Origin of the sequence: Vibrio sp. 10N.247.311.13 (assembly GCF_041467595.1) — a bacterium.
Classification (GTDB): Bacteria; Pseudomonadota; Gammaproteobacteria; order Enterobacterales; family Vibrionaceae; genus Vibrio; species Vibrio crassostreae_C.
This window is the reverse complement of the sequence record NZ_JBFSUX010000011.1, coordinates 31,672-54,791: the sequence shown is the minus strand read 5'-3', so window position 1 is coordinate 54,791 and position 23,120 is coordinate 31,672. Positions and strand designations below refer to the sequence as shown.

The following is a 23,120-nucleotide window of genomic DNA, read 5'->3' as shown; positions in this document are numbered from 1 at the left end:
TTCTTTTTCTGATAATATCGCGTGAATAGATTTTTATTTTGAAGCCAATGCTTCATATCCGGAGAGCACTTAAATTATGATGGATCGATTACGCGAAGGCGTGAATAGCATCGCGGTAAAAATTATCCTTGGGTTGATTATCCTGTCATTCGTATTCGCAGGTGTAGGCAGCTACATCACCGGTGGCGGTAACAACGCAGCAGCTAAAGTTGGCAACACAGAAATTGCTCGTGGTGAGTTCGAACAGGCTTACCAAAACGAACGTAACCGTATGCAGTCTCAACTTGGCGATTACTTCGCTCAAATGCTTGCAGACCCTGCTTACGTAGAGTCTTTCCGTAAATCAGTACTTGATCGCATGATCAATGACGTACTGCTTGAGCAGCAAGCTGAGTCTCTAGGCCTACGAATCAGTGATTCTCAAATCCGTACCATGATTCTAGAAATGCCTCAGTTCCAAACGGCGGGTCAATTCGATCAAGAAGTTTACCAAGCAGCACTGCGTCGTGCAGGTTTCAGCGCAGAAAGCTTCGCTGAATACATGCGTCGTGACCTAATGCGCAACCAGCTTGTGACTGCACTTCAAGGCAGTGAATTCGTTCTTCAAGGCGAAATCGATACTCAGAGCAAGCTTATCGCACAAACTCGTGATATTCGCACAGTGACACTGTCTGTTGCTGACCTTGCAAAAGGCATCGAGTTAACTGACGAGCAAATCGAACAGTACTACCAAGAGAACCCAGCAGCTTACACTCGTCCAGAGCAAGCTAAGGTATCTTACATTGAACTTTCTGCTGAAGCGCTTAAGTCTCAGCTTGAAGTAAGCGATGAAGAAGCACAGAAATACTACCAAGAGCACCTAGACAAGTACTCAACGGAAGAGCAACGTAAAGTTAGCCACATCCTAGTTCAAGGCGATGACGAAGCGAAAGCTCAGGCAATCCTAGACGAGCTAAATGCAGGCGCTGATTTTGCTACGCTAGCGGAAGAGAAATCTGACGACTTCGGTAGTGCAGACGTTGGCGGTGACCTAGGTTGGATTGAGCGCGATGTTATGGACCCTGCATTCGAAGACGCGGCTTTCGCTCTTGAGAATATTGGCGATACTACTGGCCTAGTTAAATCTGATTTCGGCTACCACATCATCAAGCTAGACGAACTAAAAGCGTCTCAAGCTCAGCCTTACACTGAAGTAGCGGCAGAGATTAAGACAGAGCTTCTAGACCAACACGCAGTTGATCAGTTCTACGAGCAACAAACTGAGCTAGAAAAAGTAGCGTTTGAATTCCCAGATTCTCTAGTTGATTCTGCAGAAGCTATCAACGCGAAGATCACAACGACAGATTTCATCTCTCAAGTTGACGCTCCAGAAGTTCTGATGACGCCTGCAGTTATGCAAGCTATCTTGAGCCCTGAAGTGAAAGAAGACGGTCTAAACTCGGAAGTTATCGAAGTTGCACCTGAGCACGTAATTGTTGTTCGTGTAGAAGAGACTCGTGATGAGACAGTTCTTCCTCTAGCTGAAGTGAAAGATCAAGTTGTCGCTGCACTGTCTGCTGTACAAGCAGAGCAGCAAGCGGTTGAGCTAGGTGTTTCTCTAGTGAACGAACTTGAGCAAGGCAATGAAGCAGTACTAGCGGACAACAACCTTGAGTTCACTGAACTTGAAACGATTGACCGTAACTCGCCATTAGCGGCATCTGTATTCGCTCTAGCGAAACCAGAAGCAGGTCAAGCTGTGTTCGGTCAATCTAAAGACCAAGACGGTAATATCGTTGTTGTTGAGCTTTCTAAAGTAACGGCTGAGATCAACCCAGCCTACAGCACTCAAATTGGTGCACAGTTGGAGCGAGTTGGTAACCAGCAAGACCTGACTAACGTATTAAACGTCCTTCGTAAAAACGCAGACGTTGAATACTACGTAGTGGGTCAAGGTCAGTAAGCGTTTGATTACCTCAGTAGCAAGCTCAAGTTAGAGCTTACTACTGAAATCAACACGTGATTGTTAGGCTTTAATTCAGATTTGTGAGCCAACAAACAAGCTGATGAAAATAAGATGTATAACGAAGCGGGTCACTTAGGTGATCCGCTTTATTTTTATCTGGTGATTGTGTTATCTAGCGCGGCAAATGCATAAGTTACGTTTTTTGAACAAAGGAACTATTTATGCGCACGATATATTCAACACTAATTCTTTCATTTCTGATGCTCTTAAGCCCTGCCGTGTTTGCAGACAGCCCAACCAAGGCTGAGCTTTACGAAGGCATTGAGATTACGGTCAACATCAATACCGCGACGGCAGAAGAACTTTCAGCACTATTGGTTGGCGTGGGTGACAAGAAAGCCAAAGAAATCGTCGATTACAGAGATCAGAACGGGGCATTTACTACTGCTGATGATTTGGTGAGTGTCAAAGGGATAGGTGAAGCGACGGTTGAAAAGAACCGCGAAAGAATTCAACTTTGACCCGTTTTTCTACTTGTTAGAAATGAAGCGATAGATATGAAGCCTCCGGCCAATGCACCTGCTAGGTGGGCTTCAATCGCGATACGAGCATTAATCAGTTCACCAGTCGTGCTAGAAGGGCCAATAAGCTGCTCCCAAGCGATTTTAGCGACTAATCCGAATACTAACAGCCAACTAGACTTCCTGCCGTTTAAAGCCTCTCTGAGCGCGAATAAGCCAAACAACCCATGCAAAGTGCCCGATAGGCCAACGTAGGTCTGAATACTTGAAAACAACAGAGCGACGCCAGTCACTAAACTGATCACAAGCAAAGCAACAACAAGCTGTTTTTTACTCGGTTGAAACAGGTAGCTGATGATCCACAAGCCTGCTAGATTCATCAGAAGATGCGAGTAGTTGGTATGTGAAAAGTTTCCTGTTAGGATTCGCCACCATTGCCCATCGGCAATCGCATTGCTATCCCAAACGACCCAAGCTTGTATTGGCTCAAATTGGAATAAGACGCATAAAAGTGAAATGAAAATTAAAACAGGGTACACATTAAATCCATGTCTCGTTATTGCCCCCAATGCAGCAAGGCTTTGAAAGCTTGTATTTGTCAGTGGGTTACACCACTCGAATCGAATGTTGAGCTTATCATTCTTCAGCACCCATCAGAAGAGCATCGTCCGATGGGAACAGCGCGTATTCTCTCGTTATCTCTTAATAACAGCGTGACGTTTGTTGGCGAAGACTTTTCAGACAACGAACAACTCAACGCATTGTTGTGCGATGAACAGTATCAACATGTGATTTTATACCCAAGCGAAAACTCTGTTTCAGTTGAGTCGGCGACATCTCCCAATAAGAAGCTGCGTGTGATTTTATTGGATGGCACGTGGAAGAAAGCATTCAAGATGTGGCAAGTATCGAGTAACTTGCATGCGTTGAACACGGTTCATTTACCGAAAGATCTCAAGGGTAATTACCGAATTCGCAAAGCACCCAGTGAAAATAGCCTTTCAACCGTTGAAGCTGGCTATCATTTACTTAGCTTGTTAGAGCGTGATGGCGACTTTAGCCCTTTGCTAACGGCATTTGACCAAATGATTCAGTTTCAAATCAATCAAATGCCCCCGGGCGTGTTTGAGAAAAACTACTTAGATTAAGCCGTTTTAGTAAAGTGAGTCAGGAATTAAAACTCGGTATGAGCTGAGAACAGTTGCTGATGCATTTTCTGCGCAAGATCATCAGTCATCGATGAAATGTAATCGGCTATCACGCGCATTTTTCGAGACTCATCTTGATGTTGTAGCCATTGCTTCTTGATGGGCAGTGGCAGCAAGCGTTCAGGATCTGCGCTGAATGCTTCAAACATATCCATGATGATCTGTTGACCTTTGTATTCGATGACCTGAACCTGTGGCACTTGAATAACGAACTCGCTGACAAAGTGTTTCAGCTTATCGAGTGTGCCGTCCATGCTCGGCTCGAGCACCGCATTGTAAGCCAACAGTACATTCTCAAAGTTAGCCTCCACTCGCTTAATCGAGATACTGGTCAACAGTGCGTTGACTATCCCACCAATCGCATCCTTTCGACGATACTGTTCACCAGAGAAAAGCATCTCTGTAATTGAATCTAGGTGTTCACAAATCCATGGGTCGGCCATCTCTTTCAGTTGAGGGTAAGCCGATTCGACCCACTGAGCTTTGATCACAGAGCCAAGCACAATCGCATCTTCTAAATCGTGCACGCCATACGCGATGTCGTCAGCAAGTTCCATGATCGAACAATCCAGTGACTTATATTTGGTCTTGTTGTGCTCAAGTGGCTCGGTATGCGTTTTTCTTTTCTGTTTTAGGAGCTGTTGGTCGCTGCTTGAAAGCGGTTCAAGCACCCAGTTAAACAACTCTTCATCATGATCGTAGATGCCTTTTGCTGGCATCCAATCTTTAGCTCGGAGTTGTCGTTGATGCTTAACGGGTTCAGACTGCAATTTAGCTTGAACCTCACTCAGCAGAGAAGGGTACTTAATTAGACCTAACAAAGTGCGTCGAGATAGGTTCATCCCGTGATGTTCAGTGTAAGGTTCTAGCTGTGTGACTATGCGAAACGTTTGAGCGTTGCCCTCAAAGCCGCCGTGGTCGCGCATCATGTAGTTGAGTGCGACTTCGCCGCCATGTCCATAGGGTGGATGACCGATGTCGTGAGCCAAACACAGTGAATCAATCAAACTGTCTGAGGGTAATAGGTCTCGAAATTCGGGCTGCTTTTTCTTCAGTTGAGCGACGATACCGGTGCCAAGCTGAGCGGCCTCAAGAGAGTGGGTAAGGCGCGTTCGGTGAAAGTCGTTGACCGTGGTGCCATGGATCTGGGTTTTCGCTTGTAAGCGACGGAAAGCAGCAGAGTGAAGCACGCGTGCACGGTCACGCTGATACGGGCTGCGGTGGTCATCCCGTCTTATTTTATGTTCATCGTCATTTCGATGCTGCCATTCTTGTTCGAGTACAAAGGGTGGTTCGAGTTGAGAATTCAAAATAGCACCTATCAAATTGATTTTATTTAGCTAATTAAAAACAACTTATACCCAGCTAGCTTATCTCGTCTAGTGATAATTCAAAGCTCGGTGCGAATGTGGTGAGAAAGTAGTCCATTTCTGGGCTTTTGCGTTGTTCGAGTGTCTCTTCCAATCGGCGCTTGGCTTGCTCGTATTCATGATTGCCCGCACTGAGCTCTTCCAAGCATTTCAGGTACGCACAGATAGTATCTGCCTGCTTGACGATGCTTTGCTCTTCTTTACTCGCAGTACCAGATATTAAGAAGGGGGCGAAGTCGTCTCTGAACTCTTCTGGCAACATCGAAAGCAGTCTTTGTTCTGCCGCGGCTTCTATCTTCTTATACTCTTGTGCAATGTCCGGGTTGTAGTATTTAACAGGCGTTGGCAAATCACCCGTCAGTACCTCACTGGTGTCGTGGTACATGCCAAGCAGAGCAATGTGCTCGGGGTTAAGCTGACCATCAAACTTCTTGTTTTTGATCAGTGCCAAGGCGTGTGCCACGAAAGCAACCTGTAGGCTATGTTCTGAAATGTTCTCGCTTGATACCGAACGCATCAGGGGCCAGCGTTGAATTAGCTTCATGCGTGCGAGATGGGCAAAGAAATGGCTCTGTTTCATAAATGTCCTTATAGTACCAATCGTAGTAAATAACTGGTCATCCTAGCTTGTTAAAAAACTCGATAATTATGTTAGAATTTTTGATTGTAGAATAACTACTTATCGAAAAATTCTGCCTTGTTCTCAAGCTTTTTCCCTACGCTATTTCTGAACACTTACTTACTGTGATTGGTATAAACAATACTCCACTCGTATCTTGTGTTTGCACAGGGATACGAGACAGCGGATACAAAAAAGGCTCCTAAACAGGAGCCTTTTAAGCATAGAAGTGAATGAATACAAGTTAAAGTCTTTTAAAACAGCAAATTGTAGCCATCTTTCTTTGTGCTCATTAACCTTCGATGAGGTCGTCTTGGCTGTAAGTCTGTAAGAAGCGCTCTAAACGACCAATTGCGATTTCTAGATCTTCGATGTGCGGCAGAGTCACGATACGGAAGTGATCCGGTTTCGGCCAATTGAAGCCCGTACCTTGAACCAATAGCACCTTCTCTTGCTTAAGGAAGTCGAGTACAAACTTCTGATCGTCTTTGATGTTGTACATGTTGGTGTCGATTTTAGGGAACAGGTACATTGCACCTTTCGGTTTCACACAAGAAACGCCAGGGATCTTGTTGATCAGTTCCCATGCACGGTCACGCTGTTCAAGCAGTCGACCGCCTGGAAGAATCAGCTCATTGATACTCTGATAGCCACCGAGTGCGGTTTGGATAGCGTGTTGCATCGGAACGTTGGCACACAAACGCATTGAGGCCAGCATTTCTAGCCCTTCTACATAGCCTTTCGCTAGGTGTTTAGGGCCTGTTAAGAACATCCAACCACCACGGAAACCACATACACGGTAAGCTTTAGATAGGCCGTTGAACGTGACCATTAATACGTCTTCAGCAAGCGTTGCCACTGAAGTGTGTACCGCACCGTCGTAAAGTACTTTGTCGTAGATTTCATCGGCGAAGATGATCAAACCGTGCTCACGAGCAATCTCAACCACTTGTAATAGGAAATCACGGCTGTATACCGCGCCTGTTGGGTTGTTCGGGTTGATAAGAACGATGCCGCGCGTCTTTGGTGAGATCTTCGCGCGCATGTCGTCTAAATCTGGATACCAATCAGCATCTTCATCACACATGTAGTGAACCGGTGTACCACCAGAAAGCGCAACAGACGCTGTCCATAGTGGGTAATCCGGAGCGGGAACTAAGATTTCATCACCATTATCCAGTAGCGCTTGCATAGACATAACGATAAGCTCTGATGCGCCGTTACCAATGTAAACGTCTTCTACATCAAGGTTACGTAGGCCTTTTTTCTGGTAGTGCTGAACAACCGCTTTGCGGGCTGAATAGATGCCTTTTGAGTCGCAGTAACCTTGAGATGTCGGTAGGTTACGGATTACGTCAACAAGGATTTCATCAGGGGCGTCAAAACCAAATGGGGCGGGGTTACCAATATTAAGCTTCAGTATTTTATGCCCTTCTTCTTCCATGCGCTTAGCATGTTTGAGTACAGGCCCCCTGATTTCGTAGCATACGCTGTTGAGTTTTGACGACATCCCGATATTTTGCATTGCCGATTTCCTGAAATTAATTTAAATACTTTATTAACGTACCGCAAAATGGCGTTTGATAGAATAAAAATCTGATGAATGTCGCATTTCAGTATCACGTTTAGCCTTTTTGTTGTCACTCTTTTCTAAATTTTAATTAATCGCTTTCTTGGTTATTGGCTAAGATGAATAAAGGGGCGGGATCGCTTAAAATCACAGGAATGTTGAAAAGATATAGTACATTCTTGATCTAAGTGGGTACTGCCCATAAAGTATCAAACTAATATAATAATAATTTAGATGTGAACGAGGTCGATTTGTCACATTTCCAGCAAACTATCTCCGCTTTGATTGAGCGAGTACAAAATGCCCAAGCAAGCGAAGTTCGTTGTGTTGAAGTTCTAACGCAAAAACCATCGTTTGCATTTATAGAATGGCTTCATGCTCAACCGCTCTTTCCAAAGTTCTACTGGCAGTCACGCGACACTCGTGAAGAGGTTGTTGCGCTCGGACAGTTACATACGTTTTCAGATCCTGCACCCGCGTACGCTATTCTTGGTGAAGACCAACGAATCTGGGGTGGACGCTCGTTTGATGGGCACACCGCAAAGAACCGTCGCTGCATGGAGTCGTTTTTCTTCCTTCCTCAGGTTGAATTGATCCGCTTTGACAATACTTGGTCGCTGGCGGTTAATTTGTCCCCTGATCGCGTTTCTTCTATTAATGCTTTGAATAAGCTTTCTGTAGAAGCCGCGATATTGGCGCCTTTGTCTGCCCATATTGAACAGATCAATCACGTTCCAGAAAGAGAGCAGTGGGGCAACCTTGTCGATAAAGTGCTGCAAGGCATTAGCGATGAAGAGTACAAAAAAGTCGTTTTAGCACGTAAAACCACACTGCAACTCGATGCGCCTATCTGCGCAGCTCAATTACTTAAAGCCAGCTATCTGCAAAATCACCACAGTTTCCACTTTATGTTGGTGCTGGATTCTAAACACAGTTTCATTGGCTCGACACCAGAGCGCTTATATAGCCGACATGGTACGGAGCTTGATACCGAGGCGCTTGCTGGAACCATTGGTCGCGGAGAGAACGCTACTGAGGATATGGAACTGGCCAACTGGCTTTCTCAAGACAGCAAAAACCTCAATGAGAACCAGTATGTGGTCGACGACATCATTGAGCGTCTCACTCCTCATTCTCAAACGGTCCATGTTGAAAAGGATGCGCGTCTAGTGCGCTTGCGTAAGGTGCAGCATTTGAAGCGCAATATCCATGCTCAGCTCAACAATGGCGTTAATGGTGTGCAGTTGCTTGCTGCCTTACAGCCAACTGCTGCGGTGGCGGGTTTACCTCGTAAAGAGGCGATGGATTTCATTCTTGAACACGAACCGTTTGCACGAGGTTGGTATGCAGGCTCTGTAGGCTATATCAGTCATCAGCGAGCGGAATTCTGCGTGGCGATTCGAAGCGCCTTGATTGTAAACGATCAAGTACAACTGTTTGCTGGCGCGGGGATCGTGCCGGGATCGGTTGCCGAACATGAATGGCAAGAGCTGAACAAGAAGATGTCTACTCTGCTTAGCTTAATTTCAGATCACCCTCCATTGGGTGTCGCGTCATGAATCACGACCAAGCCGTATTAAATAGAGTTTGGTGTCACACGTTACTTGAAGAGCTTGCCCGCAGCGGTGTTGAACATGTTTGCATCGCGCCAGGCTCTCGTTCAACACCATTAACACTCGAAGCCGAAGCTAACTCTAAGCTAACCTTACATACGCACTTTGATGAGCGCGGGCTTGGCTTCTTGGCTTTAGGTTTAGCTAAAGCGAGCAACAAACCCGTTGCGGTGGTTGTTACTTCTGGAACTGCCGTAGCTAACCTTCTACCAGCGACCGCTGAATCTGGATTAACGCGAGAAAAGCTAATCTTGTTGACCTCCGATCGACCGATTGATTTAGTCGACTGTGGTGCCAATCAAGCGATTCAGCAGCAGGGTATCTTTTCGTCTCACGTTGAAACGGCACTAAACCTTCCAAGTCCAACGACACAAGTTTCTTTGAATTGGCTTTTGACGTCGGTTGATAACGCACTGGCGAAACAGCGCAGCGTCGGTGGGGCTATTCATATCAACTGTCCGTTCCCAGAACCGCTTTATTCCGCTAATAGCGCCGAGATGTATGCGGATTATACAAAGAGCGTGGCAGCTTGGAGAGCTTCAACCTGCCTTTACTCGAACACTTATTTGCCCAGTCATTTAATCGCTCAGCCTGTCTCAGCAAGTGATTATGTCGCTCGTAAAGGCGCAGTGATTATTGGTTCTATCGAGAATGAAGCCGCAATTAAAGCCAAGCAGTTTGCGACAGCTTTGGGCTGGCCAGTATTCTGTGACCCTCAATCGGGTGTCAGTAGTGACTGGAAACACTATGATTTATGGATGCAAAGTGACGCAGCCAAAGCACAGCTTAGTCAGTGTGATTTTATTATCCAGTTTGGTGAGCGCATCGTATCTAAGCGTCTTAACCAATGGGTAAAAGAACAAGCTGCCACATTTTGTTCATCGCAGTACATCGTTGTTTCACCAGATGCACATCGTATTAATCAAGATCATCTGCCTCAAACTCATATTGTCGCTGATATCGAACATTGGTTATCAGAGCAACATCTACCAACGCTGTTGGGAGAACATGCTGGCTGGGCGGCATCTTTGGCGGAAGTCGCGAATACGGTTCAGCAGTTAGCGTTGGCGCAAATCTCTAATAACGACCAACTGACAGAGTTGAGCGTTGCCGTTGACTTGTCGTCTAGACTTAAGGGCAGAGAGCTTTTTGTGGGAAATAGCTTGATGGTAAGGCTGGTGGATATGCTGTCATCAATCTCTGCGACTCAAGTCTACAGCAACCGCGGTGCATCGGGCATTGATGGCTTGGTGGCGACGGCTGCGGGAGTGATAAAAGCCAACCAGAATCCTTTGATGATGCTGATTGGTGACACCTCTTTGTTGTACGACCTAAATTCGCTGGCGCTACTTACTCACAGCACAACACCAATGGTTATTGTGGTTACCAATAACGATGGTGGGGCAATCTTTGACTTGTTGCCGGTACCAGAGCAGCAGAAACAGTCACTTTATCAAATGCCTCATGGTTTCAGTTTTGAACACGCTGCTGCGCAGTTCCAACTTGGTTATGCGGCGCCAGAAACTTTGAATTGCTATCAAAACATTATCGAACAACATTTCGAACAGGGTCAGGGTACCTTGCTCGTAGAAGTTAAGACGCCTCCCGAACAAGCGTCTACTTTGCTGAAGCAATTCAGCTCAATGCTCACCGAGGCATTAGCCTAAGGACTTTACATGCTTTACTCCAATTATTACCCAGCAGTACAAGAATCTTCTGACAAACCTTTGCTTGTTTTTTTACATGGTTTACTCGGAAGCGGGGATGATTGGAGTGCATGCCACCCCTTCCTCGAAGACTTTCCTCGTCTTTGCATAGATTTGCCCGGACACGGACAAAGCCGGTTTATCGACCCTGTAGGCTTTGATCATTGCTGTACCAAGATAGTTCAGTGCATCACATCTCAGCTGGCTCTCAACGATCTTCCTGTCGATTATCCTATCGTGGTGATTGGGTATTCTATGGGGGGAAGGCTTGCCATGTATGGGGTAACAAGCCCTTGCTTCGAAACTCTTAACTTAGAGAAAGTCATCATTGAAGGTGGCAACTTTGGCTTGGAATGTGATGAAGAAAGAGCACAAAGGTTAGTACACGATACGCAATGGGCTGTTCGCTTTGCACAGCAGTCGATTGAAGATGTTTTAGACGATTGGTATCAACAAAGCGTCTTTTCTTCACTAAATCATGAGCAAAGACAAACTTTGGTCATAAAGCGTAGTGGTAACCTTGGAGTATCCGTAGCAAATATGTTGTTATCTACTTCGTTAGCTAAGCAACCGGATTTACGTGCCACATTGAAATCTCATGAGCATTTATTGCATTATGTATGTGGAGAAAAAGATCGTAAATTCATGGAGCTAGCTGAGAATAGTGGCTTTGAATATAGTCAGGTGGATTACGCGGGTCATAATGTTCATTTTGAGCAACCAGAGATGTTTTCAAATCTGATCATCCAATGTATCGCCAGTCGTTGATGAACTGACTGAGCGAACCTCTCGTATCAAGCGCTATAGAAAGCAGAGCAACACCGTCGCGACTCTACGCTAGTCGCGCTCTCTAATAGAATAATGGGAATCATCATGGCTAAAACAGTAGGCATCACAGAAGAAGAACTTTACGCAGCCGTTAACTGGCGCGATGAAAGCAGTCAATATGAAGATATTCAATACCACAAGTCTGATGACGGTATTGCGAAAATCACGATTGCTCGCCCTCAAGTGCACAATGCGTTCCGTCCACAAACCGTAAAAGAGATGATCAATGCACTGGCTGATGCTCGTTATGACGAGAAAGTTGGCGTAATCATTTTGACTGGTCTTGGTGAGAAGGCGTTCTGTTCTGGTGGTGACCAAAGTATCCGTGGTGACTACGGCGGTTACCAAGATGACTCAGGTACGCACCACTTGAATGTACTTGATTTCCAACGTCAAATTCGTACTTGTCCAAAACCAGTTATCGCAGCGGTATCGGGTTGGGCAGTCGGTGGCGGTCATGTACTTCACATGATGGCAGACCTTACTATTGCAGCTGAAAACGCGCAGTTCGGTCAGACGGGTCCTAAAGTGGGTTCTTTCGATGGCGGTTGGGGTGCTTCTTACATGGCTCGTATCGTTGGTCAAAAGAAAGCACGTGAAATCTGGTTCTTGTGCCGCTTCTACGATGCACAAGAAGCACTGGACATGGGCCTTGTAAACACCGTTGTTCCTGTTGCTGACCTAGAAAAAGAGACAGTTCGTTGGTGTCGTGAAGTGCTTCAACACAGCCCAATGGCACTGCGTTGCTTGAAAGCGGCACTGAACGCTGACTGTGATGGTCAAGCAGGCTTACAAGAGTTGGCTGGTAACGCAACCATGATGTTCTACATGACAGAGGAAGGCCAAGAAGGCCGCAACGCATTCAACGAGAAACGTCGACCGGACTTCGACAAGTTCCCGCGTAATCCATAGTCTTTCTCCTCTTCAAAATGAGTCGCTAATAGCGGCTCGTTTTGTTTTGATGTTCCCCGTTTTTTAGGAAACTTTATGAACTCAGTGAATTCTCAGCGTCACGCTAAACTTTACCGTTATCAATTACCTATGGATAGTGGTGTGGTTCTTCGTGACAATAAGTTGAACGAACGTGTTGGCTATATCATCCAACTTGAGTGTGATGGTAAAACTGGTTTTGGCGAAGTTGCGCCTTTGCCCGGTTTTAGCCAAGAAGATGCCGAACAAGCTGGCATTCAGCTTCAACACGAATTAGAGCTTTGGAGCCACAATAAGCCTCAAACGCCTTTCGACGAGCTGTATCCTTCTGTCGCGTTTGGCTTTTCAATGGCGATGATGGAATTGCGAGGCGATCTTAACGCTCAAGGTAACTACCAAGCGGCGCCTTTGTGTACAGGCGATCCAGATGAACTGATTCCTGTATTGAATGAGATGGTAGGCGAGAAGGTCGCGAAAGTGAAAGTCGGCCTCTACGAAGCGATTCGCGATGGCATGTTGGTTAGCTTATTCCTTGAGTCGATCCCTGATTTGACTCTAAGACTTGATGCCAACCGTGCGTGGAAGCCAGAGAAAGCGAAGCAATTCATTAAATACATTTCGCCGTCAATGCGCCAGCGTATAAGCTTTATCGAAGAGCCTTGCCAAAAGCCAGAAGACAGTTTGGCCTTTGCCATTGACCATGGTGTGGCGATTGCGTGGGACGAGACACTGCAAGAAGCGGTGCGCAGCCCGGAATTTGATCTTAGCGACCTTACTGGTGTTAAAGCAGTCGTGATCAAGCCAACTCTTATTGGTTCTGTCGAGCGTTGCGTGGCAATCATTGAGCGAGCACAGAAGCTTGGAATGAAACCTGTATTGAGCTCAAGCATTGAGTCGAGCCTAGGTCTGACTCAGATTGCTCGTCTGGCGCAGCAATATTTGCCAAATGAAGTGCCGGGGTTGGATACGATTGGCTTGTTCAAGCAGCAGCTAGAGGTTTCTTGGCCGGGCTGTCAGTTGCCTGTCTCTACGCTTGAAAAGCAACAATTGATTTGGTCTTCTTAGACCGAGCTATTTGAATGGCTATTTAGTTAGCTTAACAAGTTCTTAATCTATTTTTGGTTATCATATGATGCGCCCACAATCTAATCATCCCCCGCTCTGGGTAAAGTGGGCGCAGCAAAACCCACTTCAACCAGCGTTAGTGACCACTCACCGCACTTATACTTGGCAGCAAGTGTTTGTGTTGGTTAGTGAGTACCAACAACAGCTATCTCATCAAGGCCTATCTGAAGGTGATGTACTGACGATTGTTGGTAAGAATCAAGCTGAAGTGATCCCTGTTTATCTTGCCGCACTCAATTTGGGTGTGGTTTGTGCGTTTACGATGCCTCAGCCTAGTTTACGCCTGAAGCAAAAGCTCGATTCCTTATATCAAGCAGATCAACAGAGCTACCTTTGGCTCTTGGGCAATAGCGGAATAGAGCAATCAGAGACTGCCGATTTGAATACTCAGTTGGTGACCTTGCCTTGCCTAAGTGAACTGAAGTTTGATGGTGATGATGAGCAGATAACGACACCTCAAGAATCCAATTTCAATCCGCAAAATCTAGCGAGCATCGTATTCACTTCAGGTTCTACCGGAAACCCAAAAGCGGTCGCTCATACACTTGAGCAGCACCTATGCTCTGCGTCAGGGCTGCTTGAGGTGTTTCGTTATCAACAAGGTGACACGTGGTTACTGAGTTTACCTATGTACCATGTGTCGGGGCTGGCGATAGTTCATCGTTGGTTGGCGGCTGGTGGTTGCATCAAAATAGGCACAGGTCAGCTTGAAACCGATATAGAAGAATGCAGTCATGCTTCATTGGTCGCTACTCAACTACATCGATTGTTAAAGAGTAAGCAAGCACTTACTTTAACGCATGTACTTTTGGGTGGTAGTCATATACCAGAAGCACTTGGGCTCGAAGCTCAACAAATGGGCATCGAAACATGGCTTGGATACGGCATGACTGAAGCGGCTTCAACCGTGACCGCGAAGCCCGTTGATGCCGGCAGCACCGCCGGTTTTGTCCTTAACCATCGCCAGCTAAAAATTGAAGAACAACGTATCTTTATTGGTGGCGAGACGCTCGCGTCCGGGTATTACTATCAAGGTAACTTAACGCCATTAGTTGATAAGAGCGGTTGGTTTGATAGCAAAGATCTTGGTGAGTGGCTTGGCGAACAAGTGTCGATTATTGGCCGTGCCGACAACCAGTTTATTTCTGGTGGTGAGAACATTCATTGCGAAGAAATTGAGCGAGTACTCAATCAATTGTCTGAGGTTAATCAGGCTTTTATTGTTCCCATTGAAGATGATGAGTTCGGATTTCGACCTGCAGCGATTGTCGATTGTGCTGAGTTGCCAACCAAAGAGTGGTTTATCGAGCAGTTAACTGGTCGTCTTGAACGGTTCAAATTTCCTATTGAGTATTATCGAATGCCTCAGCAGGAACAACATGGTATTAAGGTTTCGCGCGCTGGATTGGCGCAGTGGTTACAGCAGACCCGTTCTAAATAGAGCGAAGAGCAATAAAATGAAGCGCAATACACGGTGACTAGTCGTAATTGCGCTTCAGGGGGTTGTGACGGTGGTGAAGCCGTCACAAATTCTAATTATTTATCGTGTCATTCAAGATTTGGCGTTAAGCGAGTGCCTTCTTCATTTGTTCAGCGACTTTATCTACCTTACCTAGACCAATGATAACTTGTAGACCACCTTTCCCAACCGGTACCACACCTGCCGCACCGAGTTTCTTCAGTTTCTCGCTGTCTGCTGCACCTGAGTCTTTCACAGTTAAGCGTAGACGAGTAATACAGTTATCGACTTCTAGAATGTTGTCTGCACCGCCAACCGCTTCAATGTAGCTGTTGGTTAGGTTAGCCAATGCTTCTGGCGTTTCAGTTTCTTTTTCTGCTTCCATCTCTTCACCACGACCTGGAGTACGTAGGTTGAACTTGATGATAGCGAAGCGGAAAATACCGTAGTAAAGCGCGAAGAACACCACACCTTGAACCAGTAGCATGTACCAGTTAACCGCGAGTGGGTTTTGGCTTGATAGTACTAGGTCAACGAAACCAGCAGAGAAGCCGAAGCCTGCCATCCATTCCATGCTTGCTGCAATGTAAAGCGATAGGCCTGTTAATACTGCGTGCAGTAGGAACAACACGGGTGCTAGGAACATGAAGCTGAATTCTAGTGGCTCTGTGATACCCGTGAAGAATGAAGCCATAGCTGCCGCAAGCATGATTGCGAATACTTGGTTTTTGTTTTTCGCATCAGAACAGTGATACATCGCCAATGCTGCTGCTGGTAGGCCAAACATCATGATAGGGAAGAAGCCCGCTTGGTACATGCCAGTTTTACCTGGAATACCCGTACCGTTAGCGATAGATTGCGCGCCGCCTAAGAAGTTTGGAATGTCGTTAATACCAACAACGTCGAACCAGAACACAGGGTAAAGAGCGTGGTGCATACCTACTGATAGGAACAAACGGTTGAAGAAACCAAACAGACCAGCACCCACCGCACCCATGCTTTCTAGTTTAATACCCAGAACGATCAGAGCGTCGTAAACAGCTGGCCAGATGTAAAGTAGAGCAAAAGAGAGAGCCATACCTGCGATTGAGGTCAGGATAGGAACCAAACGCTTACCGCTGAAGAACGCTAGAGCTTGAGGAAGTTCAACCGTTGAGTAGCGGTTGTAGATCTCAGCAGAGATGATACCCACAATGATACCTACGAATTGGTTGCTGATTTTGCCAAATGCCGCAGGCACTTCACTGAGTTCAACATCCATTAACTGAGCAACAGAGCCCGGAGCAAGTAGCGTGGTGACGACGAGGAACATCACAAAGCCAGACAGTGCCGCAGAACCATTCTTATCACGGCTCAAACCAAATGCGACACCCACCGCGAATAGAACCGCCATGTTGTCGATGATCGCGCCACCAGATTTGATCAAGAATGCGGCTAAGATACTTTCAGAACCCCAACCAACAGGATCCAACCAATAGCCGATCCCCATAAGGATTGCTGCAGCTGGCAGTGTGGCTACGGGAACCATCAATGCCTTACCTACTTTTTGCATATACCCGAGTATATTCATATGTGCCCCTAAGTTTGTAATTAATTTTTTTAATGTTTCTGCTCGTCAACGTATGGAGTCAAATATTGATCGAGGCAGGATTTTAAGTAACTGCGGTTATTAAAAACTTATTTCTTAATGCAAACAAACGAAACGGGTAGTAGTATGAATTAAAATTTTTAATGCATGAGTTCGTATGGCTAACCATCAATCTTTACTTAGAAATCTTCATACTTTTAATGTTACTGCAGAGAAAATGAGCTTTACGCTAGCGGCTAGAAAGTTGCATTTGACTCAGGGAGCCGTTAGCCATCGAATCAAAGTGTTAGAAGGTGAACTCGGATTTAACTTGTTTGTGCGAGGGACTCGTAAACTGGAACTAACGGAAGAAGGTCAGCGCTTTCAACGAACGTTATCCAAGTCGTTAAGCTCTATTTTTGGTGAGATCGAAGACATTACCAACACAGACTTGTATGGACAGATCAATATCGGTACCAGTCCTGCATTTGCCAACAGTTGGTTACTGCCGAGGTTGGCTGATTTTAAACAGCGATACCCAAAGTTTAATCTCAATATTTTCTCGCAAGAAGAGCAGGATTTTCATCAAAATCATCTCGATGTCGCTATTTACTATGGTGCTGAAAATCTCAAAGACATGCATCGACAGCGCCTGTTTGGTGAAAAGTATATTCCGGTATGTACACCGAGTTACGCGGCTGAACACGACATCTTTGATGATGGCTTAGAATCGCTGCACCGGATTAATTTCATTCATGCACTAGGGTCAGATGTATGGCAGCGTTGGATTAAACACCACGGCTTAGATGTGAACTTGTTTGAGCAATTTTACTGTGTGAGCCACCGGGATATGGGCGTAAGAAGTGCCCTCAGCAATATCGGTGTCGCGATGGGGCGCTATCATTTTGTTAAGCAGTATGTTCAGACTGGCGAGCTCATAACACCTTATCCGAGCATGGATACAGACCAAGGGTATGACTTAATCTGCCCGTTAGGCACGGAAAAACGACCTAAGGTAAGAACCTTTATTAAGTGGTTAGAAGGGCAGTTGCGTTAGGTTAGTTAATTTAGCAATTAGATAGTTCAAAACAGAATTTATTATCTTTATAACCATCCATCATAATAAGCCATATAAATAACGGATTATAGAATAAGGTCTTATTATGAAAATTGCCCTCATCATTGCGGTTTTACTGCAGATAGGCCAAGCGATCATCTCATCGGGGTTGACTCGTTCGTTGGCTGAGCTCACAGCATTTGTGTTGGTTGTGGTACTTGTTTTAATGAAAAGAGAGAGCAAGAAGAGTGATAAGCCCCTGTTTGATTCGTGATTGTTACAACAAAGAATACCCTTACCACAAACGATAAAGGCAAAGCCCATTGGAGCTTTGCCTTTTTGTTTTTCTGCTCGCTAACCCGAGTGTCTAGGTAACCAGACAATCATCTAAAGTGTTTATTTGCAGGCTAGGCGAGAGTTAACCACGCCAATGAACCCGTTGAGATCATGACCCACATTGTAATACCAAACATCAGTGGTTTCGGCCCTGCCGCTTTTAACTTCTCAACTGAAATACCACAGCCAATTAAGAACAAACACACGACCAGTGCTCGCTTAGACACATCAAAGATTCCTTGATAGACCATCTCAAATTGTGGCAGTAAGTCACTCACCGCAATAGCGGCGCAATAGAAGAAAATGAAGTAGGGAACCGTAATCTTCTTTTGATCGTTCTTGAAGATCATCGCACTAATTAAAGCGATTGGGATGATCCAAAGTGCGCGAGCGAGCTTCAATGTTGTCGCTGTCGTCAGTGCTTCTTCGCCATACGCTGAAGCTGCACCTACTACAGAAGACGTATCGTGAATCGCAATAGCTGCCCAAGTACCAAATGTTTGTTGGCTGAGTTCAAGCGCGTGACCAATCATCGGGAATAAGAATAGAGCAACCGAGTTCAACACGAATACGGTGGCTAATGCCAAGCCAATCTGTTCATCGTCTGCTTTGATCGCGGGTGCCACTGCTGCTATCGCGCTACCACCACAAATCGCGGTACCAGAAGATATAAGATAGCCCGTAGTGCGGTCTAGCCCCATTTGTTTCGCCAAGAACCAACCAATGACTAATGTACCGATAATCGTCGTTACAATGAGCCCAATACCATCGCCTGTTACTGCTAATGCTTTTTCAAACTGAATACCAAAACCCAAGCCAACAATAGAGTAGGCCAGTAGCTTTTTGGTAAGTTTGCCGACTTCCAAGTGTTCAGGGACTAATCCTAAACTAGCAAGCAGGAAACCGATAACCAGGGCTGTCGGTGAGCTAACCCAAGGCGTTAAGCAAAACAGTGCAGCAAGATAAAATGGAGCGGACTTTTTTAGATTCATTGTATTTAGAGTCTTGTTTTGTTGTGGCGTTATTGTGATGAGACCACTATACGTTCAATAAAATGATAAGTAAGTCTAAATGAATTGAACAAACGTTAAGGAAAACTTAACGCTTGTTCAACTGATATGAATAAAGGGCTGGTTAACTAGCGTAATGATCCGCGAAGGTCAGAGACTGACTGTCGAAGCGTTTCACAAGAGGCTTGTTTAGGTGAAATCGGCTCGCCAGCTTCTATCTCTAGCTTAGTCCAGAAGCGAGTGGGTAACCCTTTGCAGGCACGGCCTTTGTAACGACTAAAGTAGCTACCCCATAATCCTTTAAGAGCCATAGGAATCACTGGGACAGGGGAGCGTTTGATGATCAGCTCCATACCACGCATGAACTCAGCCATTTCGCCATCAGAGGTGAGCTTTCCTTCTGGGAAAATACACACGATGTGACCTTCATGCAGGGCACGCTCTACTTCTTTGAAAGCGTTTCGAATCGAGTTGCGGTTGGTCGCGGAGATTGGAATCACCCCAGCTCTTTTCAAGAAGCGTCGAATTGGCGGCAACTTGGTGTAATCCTCTTCCATCACAAAACGGATCAAGCGAGGGCAAACCGCACTCAGCAGCAGTGCATCCATATAACTCACATGGTTGCAGACAATCAACGCACCGCCCTTTTCTGGCAGGTGATGTAAGTTCTTATGTTTAACTCTGTACATGGTGTGAGTGACCACCCACGTAAAGAAGCGGAAAGCGTAGATAGGCACCTGATAAAACAGGTACAGCATCACCAAAGTGTTGCCCACTGCGAGCAAGATAAACAGCTGCGGAATTGAAAGATCTAGAACACTAAGGCAAACAATACCTAATACCGCACTTCCCACCATGAACAGTGAGTTGTAGATATTGAGCCCGGCAATCACTTGGGCACGCTCGTCGGGCTTGGCACGTAACTGCATCAGTGAATACAGAGGAACAATAAAGACACCGCCAGAGATACCCAGAAGCAGAAGGTAAGCAAACAGTGGCCACAGCTCTGAGTAGGTTACGAATTGATGGAAAGAACTAAAGTCAGGCAAAGACTCCGGGATGGATATCGCCATCAGAAGACCGAAGATCGAGATACCTAAGCTGCCCATTGGCACGATGCCGATTTCAATTCGGTGATTAGATAACTTATCACAAGCTAAAGAGCCGATTGCAATGCCTACCGAGAATAGTGCCAGTAAAAAGGCGACGGAGCTTTCAGTGCCGTTTAGATGCAGTTTAGTGAAGTTGGGAAACTGAGTTAGGTAAGCCGCACCAAGGAACCAGAACCAGCTGATAGACATCAGAGCTTGAAAGGTCGGGCGATCTTTTTTTGCAATCGCCAGTGTCGCGCGGGTCAGTTTTACAGGTTGCCACTTTACTTTAAGGTCTGGTGCATTACTTGGCGCTTGTGGGATAAACCAGCTTGATACATAGCCAAGCACGGCGAACGAAACAATACACACCGCAGCAATGAGCTTCGCGCCTTCTTCAGATGCAATGATGCCTGCGCCGAGAGTACCAATCAGGATCGCTAAGAATGTACCTGTCTCGACGAGAGCGTTACCAGATACCAGTTCTTTTGTTTCTAATTGTTGTGGAAGCAGGGCGTATTTCACCGGGCCAAAGAAAGCACTCTGCGTTCCCATAAGGAACAGGAGCAGAAGTAATATCCCGTAGCTTTCATAGATAAATCCGATCGCACCCAGTGACATGATCACCACTTCAAGGAGCTTAACTTTACGGATAAACCACGATTTTTCGTATTTATCAGCCAGTACACCGGCTAAAGCTGAGAATAGGAAGAAGGGCAGAATAAACAGGCCAGCGGCCAAATTAATGAATAGATTGCTGGAAATAGGCAGCGTGTCTACGCTTGCGAAAGCAACAAACAGTAACAGGACATTTTTGAATATGTTGTCGTTAAAGGCTCCTAGAAATTGGGTAATAAAGTAGGGTAGGAACCTTTTTTGCGTTAACAGCGAAGATTGGCTGCTGTTGTTCATTGTCTTTCCTTGGATGATTACCAGTTGGTTAAGTAGTTTGAGACTAGGTTATTGATCAACTCTTTACCATCGATTGGCTCAGCGGCGAAAAATTTATCATCAACGCTAAGTAGAGTAATTCCATGTACTCCAGACCATAATACACGGCTAGCTTTAACGACTTCGCTTTTCGTATGTTCAGGAGCAATCGCTACTAGCAACTGCTCTAGCATGCCTGTCATTCTATCGATGCGGTTCGATTGCCATTCAGGAAGGTTTTCACCGTTCATGTTGTGCTCAAAGATAAGCTGCCAACGGTGAGGGTGTTTTTGTGCAAAATCGTGGTAGCAGTAGGCAAGGTTGAATAGAGCTTGCTGAGGATTGCTCGATTGTTCAACTGCTACAGCAGATTCTGACGCCAGTTCATCTAATGTTTGAGCAACAACATGCAATAGCAATAGGTTGTAGTTGCCGAATACATTCACCAAGGTACTTGGAACATAACCAATCATATTGGCGATTTTGCGTAGACTTAACTCGTGATAAGAGTGCTCTTCTAAGAAGTCGGTCACCGTTTTTAAGGTTAATTGCACTAATTGTTCGCGAGTGTGATCGTTTCGTCTTGCCATGGGTACTTTCTATTAAATGAACATCGTTCAATATTTTAATGGCGCCCCAGAGTGCCGTCAATCCCTTCGCTAGTTTAGTAATCAATTAATAGCCGCAATATTATGATACATGTGTAAACGTCGTGAATATTTCATTGTTCTTTGTTAACGAGTATGATTAAGGTGTCGAAAGATAAAAAACCTATAAAGGATAATAATGAAACGATTTTTCTCACTAGTCGCGATCCTGTTGGTAACAGTCGCGGTGACGCCAATCGCGGAAGCGAAAAAGTTTGGTGGTGGTAAGTCATTTGGCAAAAGCTTTAAAACGGCTCCAGCACCAAAACAACAAAACACGAATTCGATCCGTCAAGATCAAACAGGTAAGAACACAGCAGCTAACTCTAGCAAGAAAGGCCTTATGGGCGGTCTGCTAGGTGGTTTACTTGCTGGTGGTCTTTTAGCTGCATTCTTTGGTGGCGCATTTGAAGGTATCCAGTTCATGGATATTCTGATTATGGGTCTGATTGCTTTCCTAGCGTTTAAATTCCTACGCGGAATGTTGGGCGCGAAGCAGGGCTCAATGAATCAGCAGAATGCACGTGGCCAACAGCCAGCATTCGGCGGCATGGGTCAGAACAAGTTTGAACAACCTAAGCAACAACCAAATGTTCATAACTTCGAGCAAACACAACCTCAATCACAAGGCGCTGCTGGTGGTTTCGGTTTTGGTGCACAAAGCGATGTTCCACATAACTACCCACCGGGCTTTGATCAAGCGGCATTCATCAATGGTTCTCGTGAGCACTACCGTACACTGCAAGGTGCATGGAATCACAACGAGCTAAACACGATTGAAGAATACGTATCTCCAAGCCTATTTGAAGACCTAAAAGCTGAGCGTAATAAGCTAGACGGTGATCAGCACACAGACGTAATGTACGTTGATGCTGAAATCGTTCGCGCAGACCACGATTGTAGCAAAGCACAGCTAAGCCTTCAGTTTAGCGGTCGTTACCGTGACACAGCGGATGGCGTTGAAGAAGATATCACTGATATCTGGCACCTAGAGCGTGACCTAACAACTAACAATGCACCTTGGTTAATTGTTGGTATTCAAGGTTAATTCCAGGATTTAACTCAACATCAATAGGATGTAGTTATTCGGAATGACACCAAATAATAGAAAGCCCCTGCTGAGAAATCAGCAGGGGCTTTTTTGCGTCTAATGATATGTATCTTAGTTAAAGATTGGATTAACCTGAGACTAACTAACTGATTTTATTTGGATGTAATGAGTAATGACAAAGTTCTTTGAACCCGTATTGGAGCCTGAGGTTACTTTGCAGCAGAAACAGATAATTGCGAACGAATGCGAAGAACATATATCGACCCATTGTTTAGGCTGCGCTGCTTATCTGGCTTGTGAGCGTCATGCAGAAGTATGGGATCACTGATGTTTGAATGGGCTAGATCGCTTAGTTATTTGTAGGAGCGGGTTAGTGTTTAGGAAGTTGAGGGTTGTTTTAGAAGACACGTTTAGTAAGAGATAAAGCTCAGAAACGAAAAAAGCCAACTCCATGAGTTGGCTTTTCGATTTTCCAATTAAGGAGAATATGGTGGAGGGAGACGGATTCGAACCATCGAAGGCAGTGCCGGCAGATTT

At 45.5% G+C, this 23,120-nt stretch carries 20 protein-coding genes; 12 read left to right on the top strand and 8 right to left on the bottom strand.

Annotation, left to right across the window (positions count from 1 at the left end; genetic code table 11):
• The first annotated feature begins 76 nt into the window (after positions 1-76).
• Positions 77-1,942: a peptidylprolyl isomerase gene (ppiD, locus tag AB6E52_RS07205; protein WP_102320184.1), complete on the top strand. Its 1,866-nt coding sequence runs from the start codon at positions 77-79 to the stop codon at positions 1,940-1,942.
• A gap of 224 nt (positions 1,943-2,166) precedes the next feature.
• Positions 2,167-2,466 (top strand): helix-hairpin-helix domain-containing protein, encoded by a 300-nt coding sequence (locus tag AB6E52_RS07200; RefSeq protein ID WP_017060617.1) that lies wholly within the window; start codon positions 2,167-2,169, stop codon positions 2,464-2,466.
• Here the strand turns inward: AB6E52_RS07200 and rrtA are convergent.
• Complete coding sequence (gene rrtA / locus AB6E52_RS07195) at positions 2,457-3,005, bottom strand: rhombosortase (RefSeq protein ID WP_102320183.1); 549 nt, start codon at positions 3,003-3,005, stop codon at positions 2,457-2,459. The genes AB6E52_RS07200 and rrtA overlap by 10 nt on opposite strands.
• 9 nt (positions 3,006-3,014) lie before the next feature.
• Between rrtA and AB6E52_RS07190 the strand changes: the two genes are divergently transcribed.
• Positions 3,015-3,614: a tRNA-uridine aminocarboxypropyltransferase gene (locus AB6E52_RS07190; protein WP_017060615.1), complete on the top strand. Its 600-nt coding sequence runs from the start codon at positions 3,015-3,017 to the stop codon at positions 3,612-3,614.
• Positions 3,615-3,640: 26 nt separating this feature from the next.
• On the opposite strand, the gene AB6E52_RS07185 is transcribed toward AB6E52_RS07190, so the two are convergent.
• The 3 genes from AB6E52_RS07185 to AB6E52_RS07175 all read right to left on the bottom strand — a co-directional run bounded on the left by AB6E52_RS07185 (position 3,641) and on the right by AB6E52_RS07175 (position 7,188).
• Complete coding sequence (locus AB6E52_RS07185; protein ID WP_102320182.1) at positions 3,641-4,984, bottom strand: anti-phage deoxyguanosine triphosphatase; 1,344 nt, start codon at positions 4,982-4,984, stop codon at positions 3,641-3,643.
• Positions 4,985-5,039: 55 nt separating this feature from the next.
• On the bottom strand, positions 5,040-5,624 hold the full coding sequence (yfbR, locus tag AB6E52_RS07180) for a 5'-deoxynucleotidase (RefSeq protein WP_017060613.1): 585 nt from the start codon (positions 5,622-5,624) through the stop codon (positions 5,040-5,042).
• Positions 5,625-5,955: 331 nt separating this feature from the next.
• On the bottom strand, positions 5,956-7,188 hold the full coding sequence (locus AB6E52_RS07175; RefSeq protein WP_017060166.1) for a pyridoxal phosphate-dependent aminotransferase: 1,233 nt from the start codon (positions 7,186-7,188) through the stop codon (positions 5,956-5,958).
• A gap of 296 nt (positions 7,189-7,484) precedes the next feature.
• Between AB6E52_RS07175 and AB6E52_RS07170 the strand changes: the two genes are divergently transcribed.
• The 6 genes from AB6E52_RS07170 (at position 7,485) to menE (ending at position 14,876) form a co-directional block, all read left to right on the top strand.
• The gene (locus tag AB6E52_RS07170) at positions 7,485-8,792 is read left to right on the top strand and encodes an isochorismate synthase MenF (RefSeq protein WP_065583685.1); all 1,308 of its coding nucleotides are present in this window, start codon (positions 7,485-7,487) and stop codon (positions 8,790-8,792) included.
• Positions 8,789-10,513 (top strand): 2-succinyl-5-enolpyruvyl-6-hydroxy-3-cyclohexene-1-carboxylic-acid synthase, encoded by a 1,725-nt coding sequence (menD, locus tag AB6E52_RS07165; protein WP_102320181.1) that lies wholly within the window; start codon positions 8,789-8,791, stop codon positions 10,511-10,513. The genes AB6E52_RS07170 and menD overlap by 4 nt, the downstream gene beginning before the upstream one ends.
• A gap of 9 nt (positions 10,514-10,522) precedes the next feature.
• A complete protein-coding gene (gene menH, locus AB6E52_RS07160) occupies positions 10,523-11,320 on the top strand; it encodes a 2-succinyl-6-hydroxy-2,4-cyclohexadiene-1-carboxylate synthase (RefSeq protein ID WP_017065885.1) in 798 nt (265 codons plus the stop codon).
• A 105-nt stretch (positions 11,321-11,425) separates the two neighbouring features.
• A complete protein-coding gene (gene menB, locus AB6E52_RS07155; protein ID WP_017064079.1) occupies positions 11,426-12,292 on the top strand; it encodes a 1,4-dihydroxy-2-naphthoyl-CoA synthase in 867 nt (288 codons plus the stop codon).
• Positions 12,293-12,367: 75 nt separating this feature from the next.
• Positions 12,368-13,375 carry an o-succinylbenzoate synthase gene (gene menC, locus AB6E52_RS07150; protein ID WP_017060171.1) on the top strand — a complete coding sequence of 336 codons (1,008 nt, stop codon included), beginning with the start codon at positions 12,368-12,370 and terminating at the stop codon, positions 13,373-13,375.
• Positions 13,376-13,439: 64 nt separating this feature from the next.
• Positions 13,440-14,876 (top strand): o-succinylbenzoate--CoA ligase, encoded by a 1,437-nt coding sequence (menE, locus tag AB6E52_RS07145; RefSeq protein WP_017060172.1) that lies wholly within the window; start codon positions 13,440-13,442, stop codon positions 14,874-14,876.
• Positions 14,877-15,000: 124 nt separating this feature from the next.
• On the opposite strand, the gene nagE is transcribed toward menE, so the two are convergent.
• The gene (nagE, locus tag AB6E52_RS07140; RefSeq protein WP_017064077.1) at positions 15,001-16,446 is read right to left on the bottom strand and encodes an N-acetylglucosamine-specific PTS transporter subunit IIBC; all 1,446 of its coding nucleotides are present in this window, start codon (positions 16,444-16,446) and stop codon (positions 15,001-15,003) included.
• Between the two features lie 193 nt (positions 16,447-16,639).
• Here nagE and AB6E52_RS07135 point away from each other — a divergent pair, with 193 nt between their 5' ends.
• Together AB6E52_RS07135 and AB6E52_RS07130 are read left to right on the top strand one after the other, a co-directional pair.
• Positions 16,640-17,518: a LysR substrate-binding domain-containing protein gene (locus tag AB6E52_RS07135; RefSeq protein WP_017071714.1), complete on the top strand. Its 879-nt coding sequence runs from the start codon at positions 16,640-16,642 to the stop codon at positions 17,516-17,518.
• 106 nt (positions 17,519-17,624) lie between these two features.
• The gene (locus AB6E52_RS07130; protein WP_017068947.1) at positions 17,625-17,792 is read left to right on the top strand and encodes a hypothetical protein; all 168 of its coding nucleotides are present in this window, start codon (positions 17,625-17,627) and stop codon (positions 17,790-17,792) included.
• Between the two features lie 133 nt (positions 17,793-17,925).
• Here AB6E52_RS07130 and AB6E52_RS07125 read toward each other — a convergent pair whose 3' ends face one another.
• The 3 genes from AB6E52_RS07125 to AB6E52_RS07115 form a co-directional block, all read right to left on the bottom strand.
• The gene (locus AB6E52_RS07125; protein ID WP_102320180.1) at positions 17,926-18,846 is read right to left on the bottom strand and encodes a YeiH family protein; all 921 of its coding nucleotides are present in this window, start codon (positions 18,844-18,846) and stop codon (positions 17,926-17,928) included.
• Positions 18,847-18,992: 146 nt separating this feature from the next.
• The gene (locus AB6E52_RS07120) at positions 18,993-20,867 is read right to left on the bottom strand and encodes an MFS transporter (RefSeq protein WP_102320179.1); all 1,875 of its coding nucleotides are present in this window, start codon (positions 20,865-20,867) and stop codon (positions 18,993-18,995) included.
• A gap of 17 nt (positions 20,868-20,884) precedes the next feature.
• Positions 20,885-21,475 carry a TetR/AcrR family transcriptional regulator gene (locus AB6E52_RS07115; RefSeq protein ID WP_372127803.1) on the bottom strand — a complete coding sequence of 197 codons (591 nt, stop codon included), beginning with the start codon at positions 21,473-21,475 and terminating at the stop codon, positions 20,885-20,887.
• 196 nt (positions 21,476-21,671) lie between these two features.
• On the opposite strand from AB6E52_RS07115, the gene AB6E52_RS07110 reads away from it, so the two are divergent.
• Positions 21,672-22,580, top strand: coding sequence for a Tim44 domain-containing protein (locus AB6E52_RS07110; RefSeq protein ID WP_102319984.1), 909 nt, complete (start codon positions 21,672-21,674; stop codon positions 22,578-22,580).
• Positions 22,581-23,120: the final 540 nt, after the last annotated feature.

Coding starts and splice junctions, on each gene's coding strand:
- ppiD (WP_102320184.1), top strand. CDS start 77: ATGATGGATCGATTACGCGAAGGCGTGAATAGCATCGCGGTAAAAATT.
- AB6E52_RS07200 (WP_017060617.1), top strand. CDS start 2,167: ATGCGCACGATATATTCAACACTAATTCTTTCATTTCTGATGCTCTTA.
- AB6E52_RS07190 (WP_017060615.1), top strand. CDS start 3,015: ATGTCTCGTTATTGCCCCCAATGCAGCAAGGCTTTGAAAGCTTGTATT.
- yfbR (WP_017060613.1), bottom strand. CDS start 5,624: ATGAAACAGAGCCATTTCTTTGCCCATCTCGCACGCATGAAGCTAATT.
- AB6E52_RS07175 (WP_017060166.1), bottom strand. CDS start 7,188: ATGCAAAATATCGGGATGTCGTCAAAACTCAACAGCGTATGCTACGAA.
- menD (WP_102320181.1), top strand. CDS start 8,789: ATGAATCACGACCAAGCCGTATTAAATAGAGTTTGGTGTCACACGTTA.
- menH (WP_017065885.1), top strand. CDS start 10,523: ATGCTTTACTCCAATTATTACCCAGCAGTACAAGAATCTTCTGACAAA.
- menB (WP_017064079.1), top strand. CDS start 11,426: ATGGCTAAAACAGTAGGCATCACAGAAGAAGAACTTTACGCAGCCGTT.
- menC (WP_017060171.1), top strand. CDS start 12,368: ATGAACTCAGTGAATTCTCAGCGTCACGCTAAACTTTACCGTTATCAA.
- menE (WP_017060172.1), top strand. CDS start 13,440: ATGATGCGCCCACAATCTAATCATCCCCCGCTCTGGGTAAAGTGGGCG.
- nagE (WP_017064077.1), bottom strand. CDS start 16,446: ATGCAAAAAGTAGGTAAGGCATTGATGGTTCCCGTAGCCACACTGCCA.
- AB6E52_RS07135 (WP_017071714.1), top strand. CDS start 16,640: ATGGCTAACCATCAATCTTTACTTAGAAATCTTCATACTTTTAATGTT.
- AB6E52_RS07130 (WP_017068947.1), top strand. CDS start 17,625: ATGAAAATTGCCCTCATCATTGCGGTTTTACTGCAGATAGGCCAAGCG.
- AB6E52_RS07125 (WP_102320180.1), bottom strand. CDS start 18,846: ATGAATCTAAAAAAGTCCGCTCCATTTTATCTTGCTGCACTGTTTTGC.
- AB6E52_RS07120 (WP_102320179.1), bottom strand. CDS start 20,867: ATGAACAACAGCAGCCAATCTTCGCTGTTAACGCAAAAAAGGTTCCTA.
- AB6E52_RS07115 (WP_372127803.1), bottom strand. CDS start 21,475: ATGGCAAGACGAAACGATCACACTCGCGAACAATTAGTGCAATTAACC.
- AB6E52_RS07110 (WP_102319984.1), top strand. CDS start 21,672: ATGAAACGATTTTTCTCACTAGTCGCGATCCTGTTGGTAACAGTCGCG.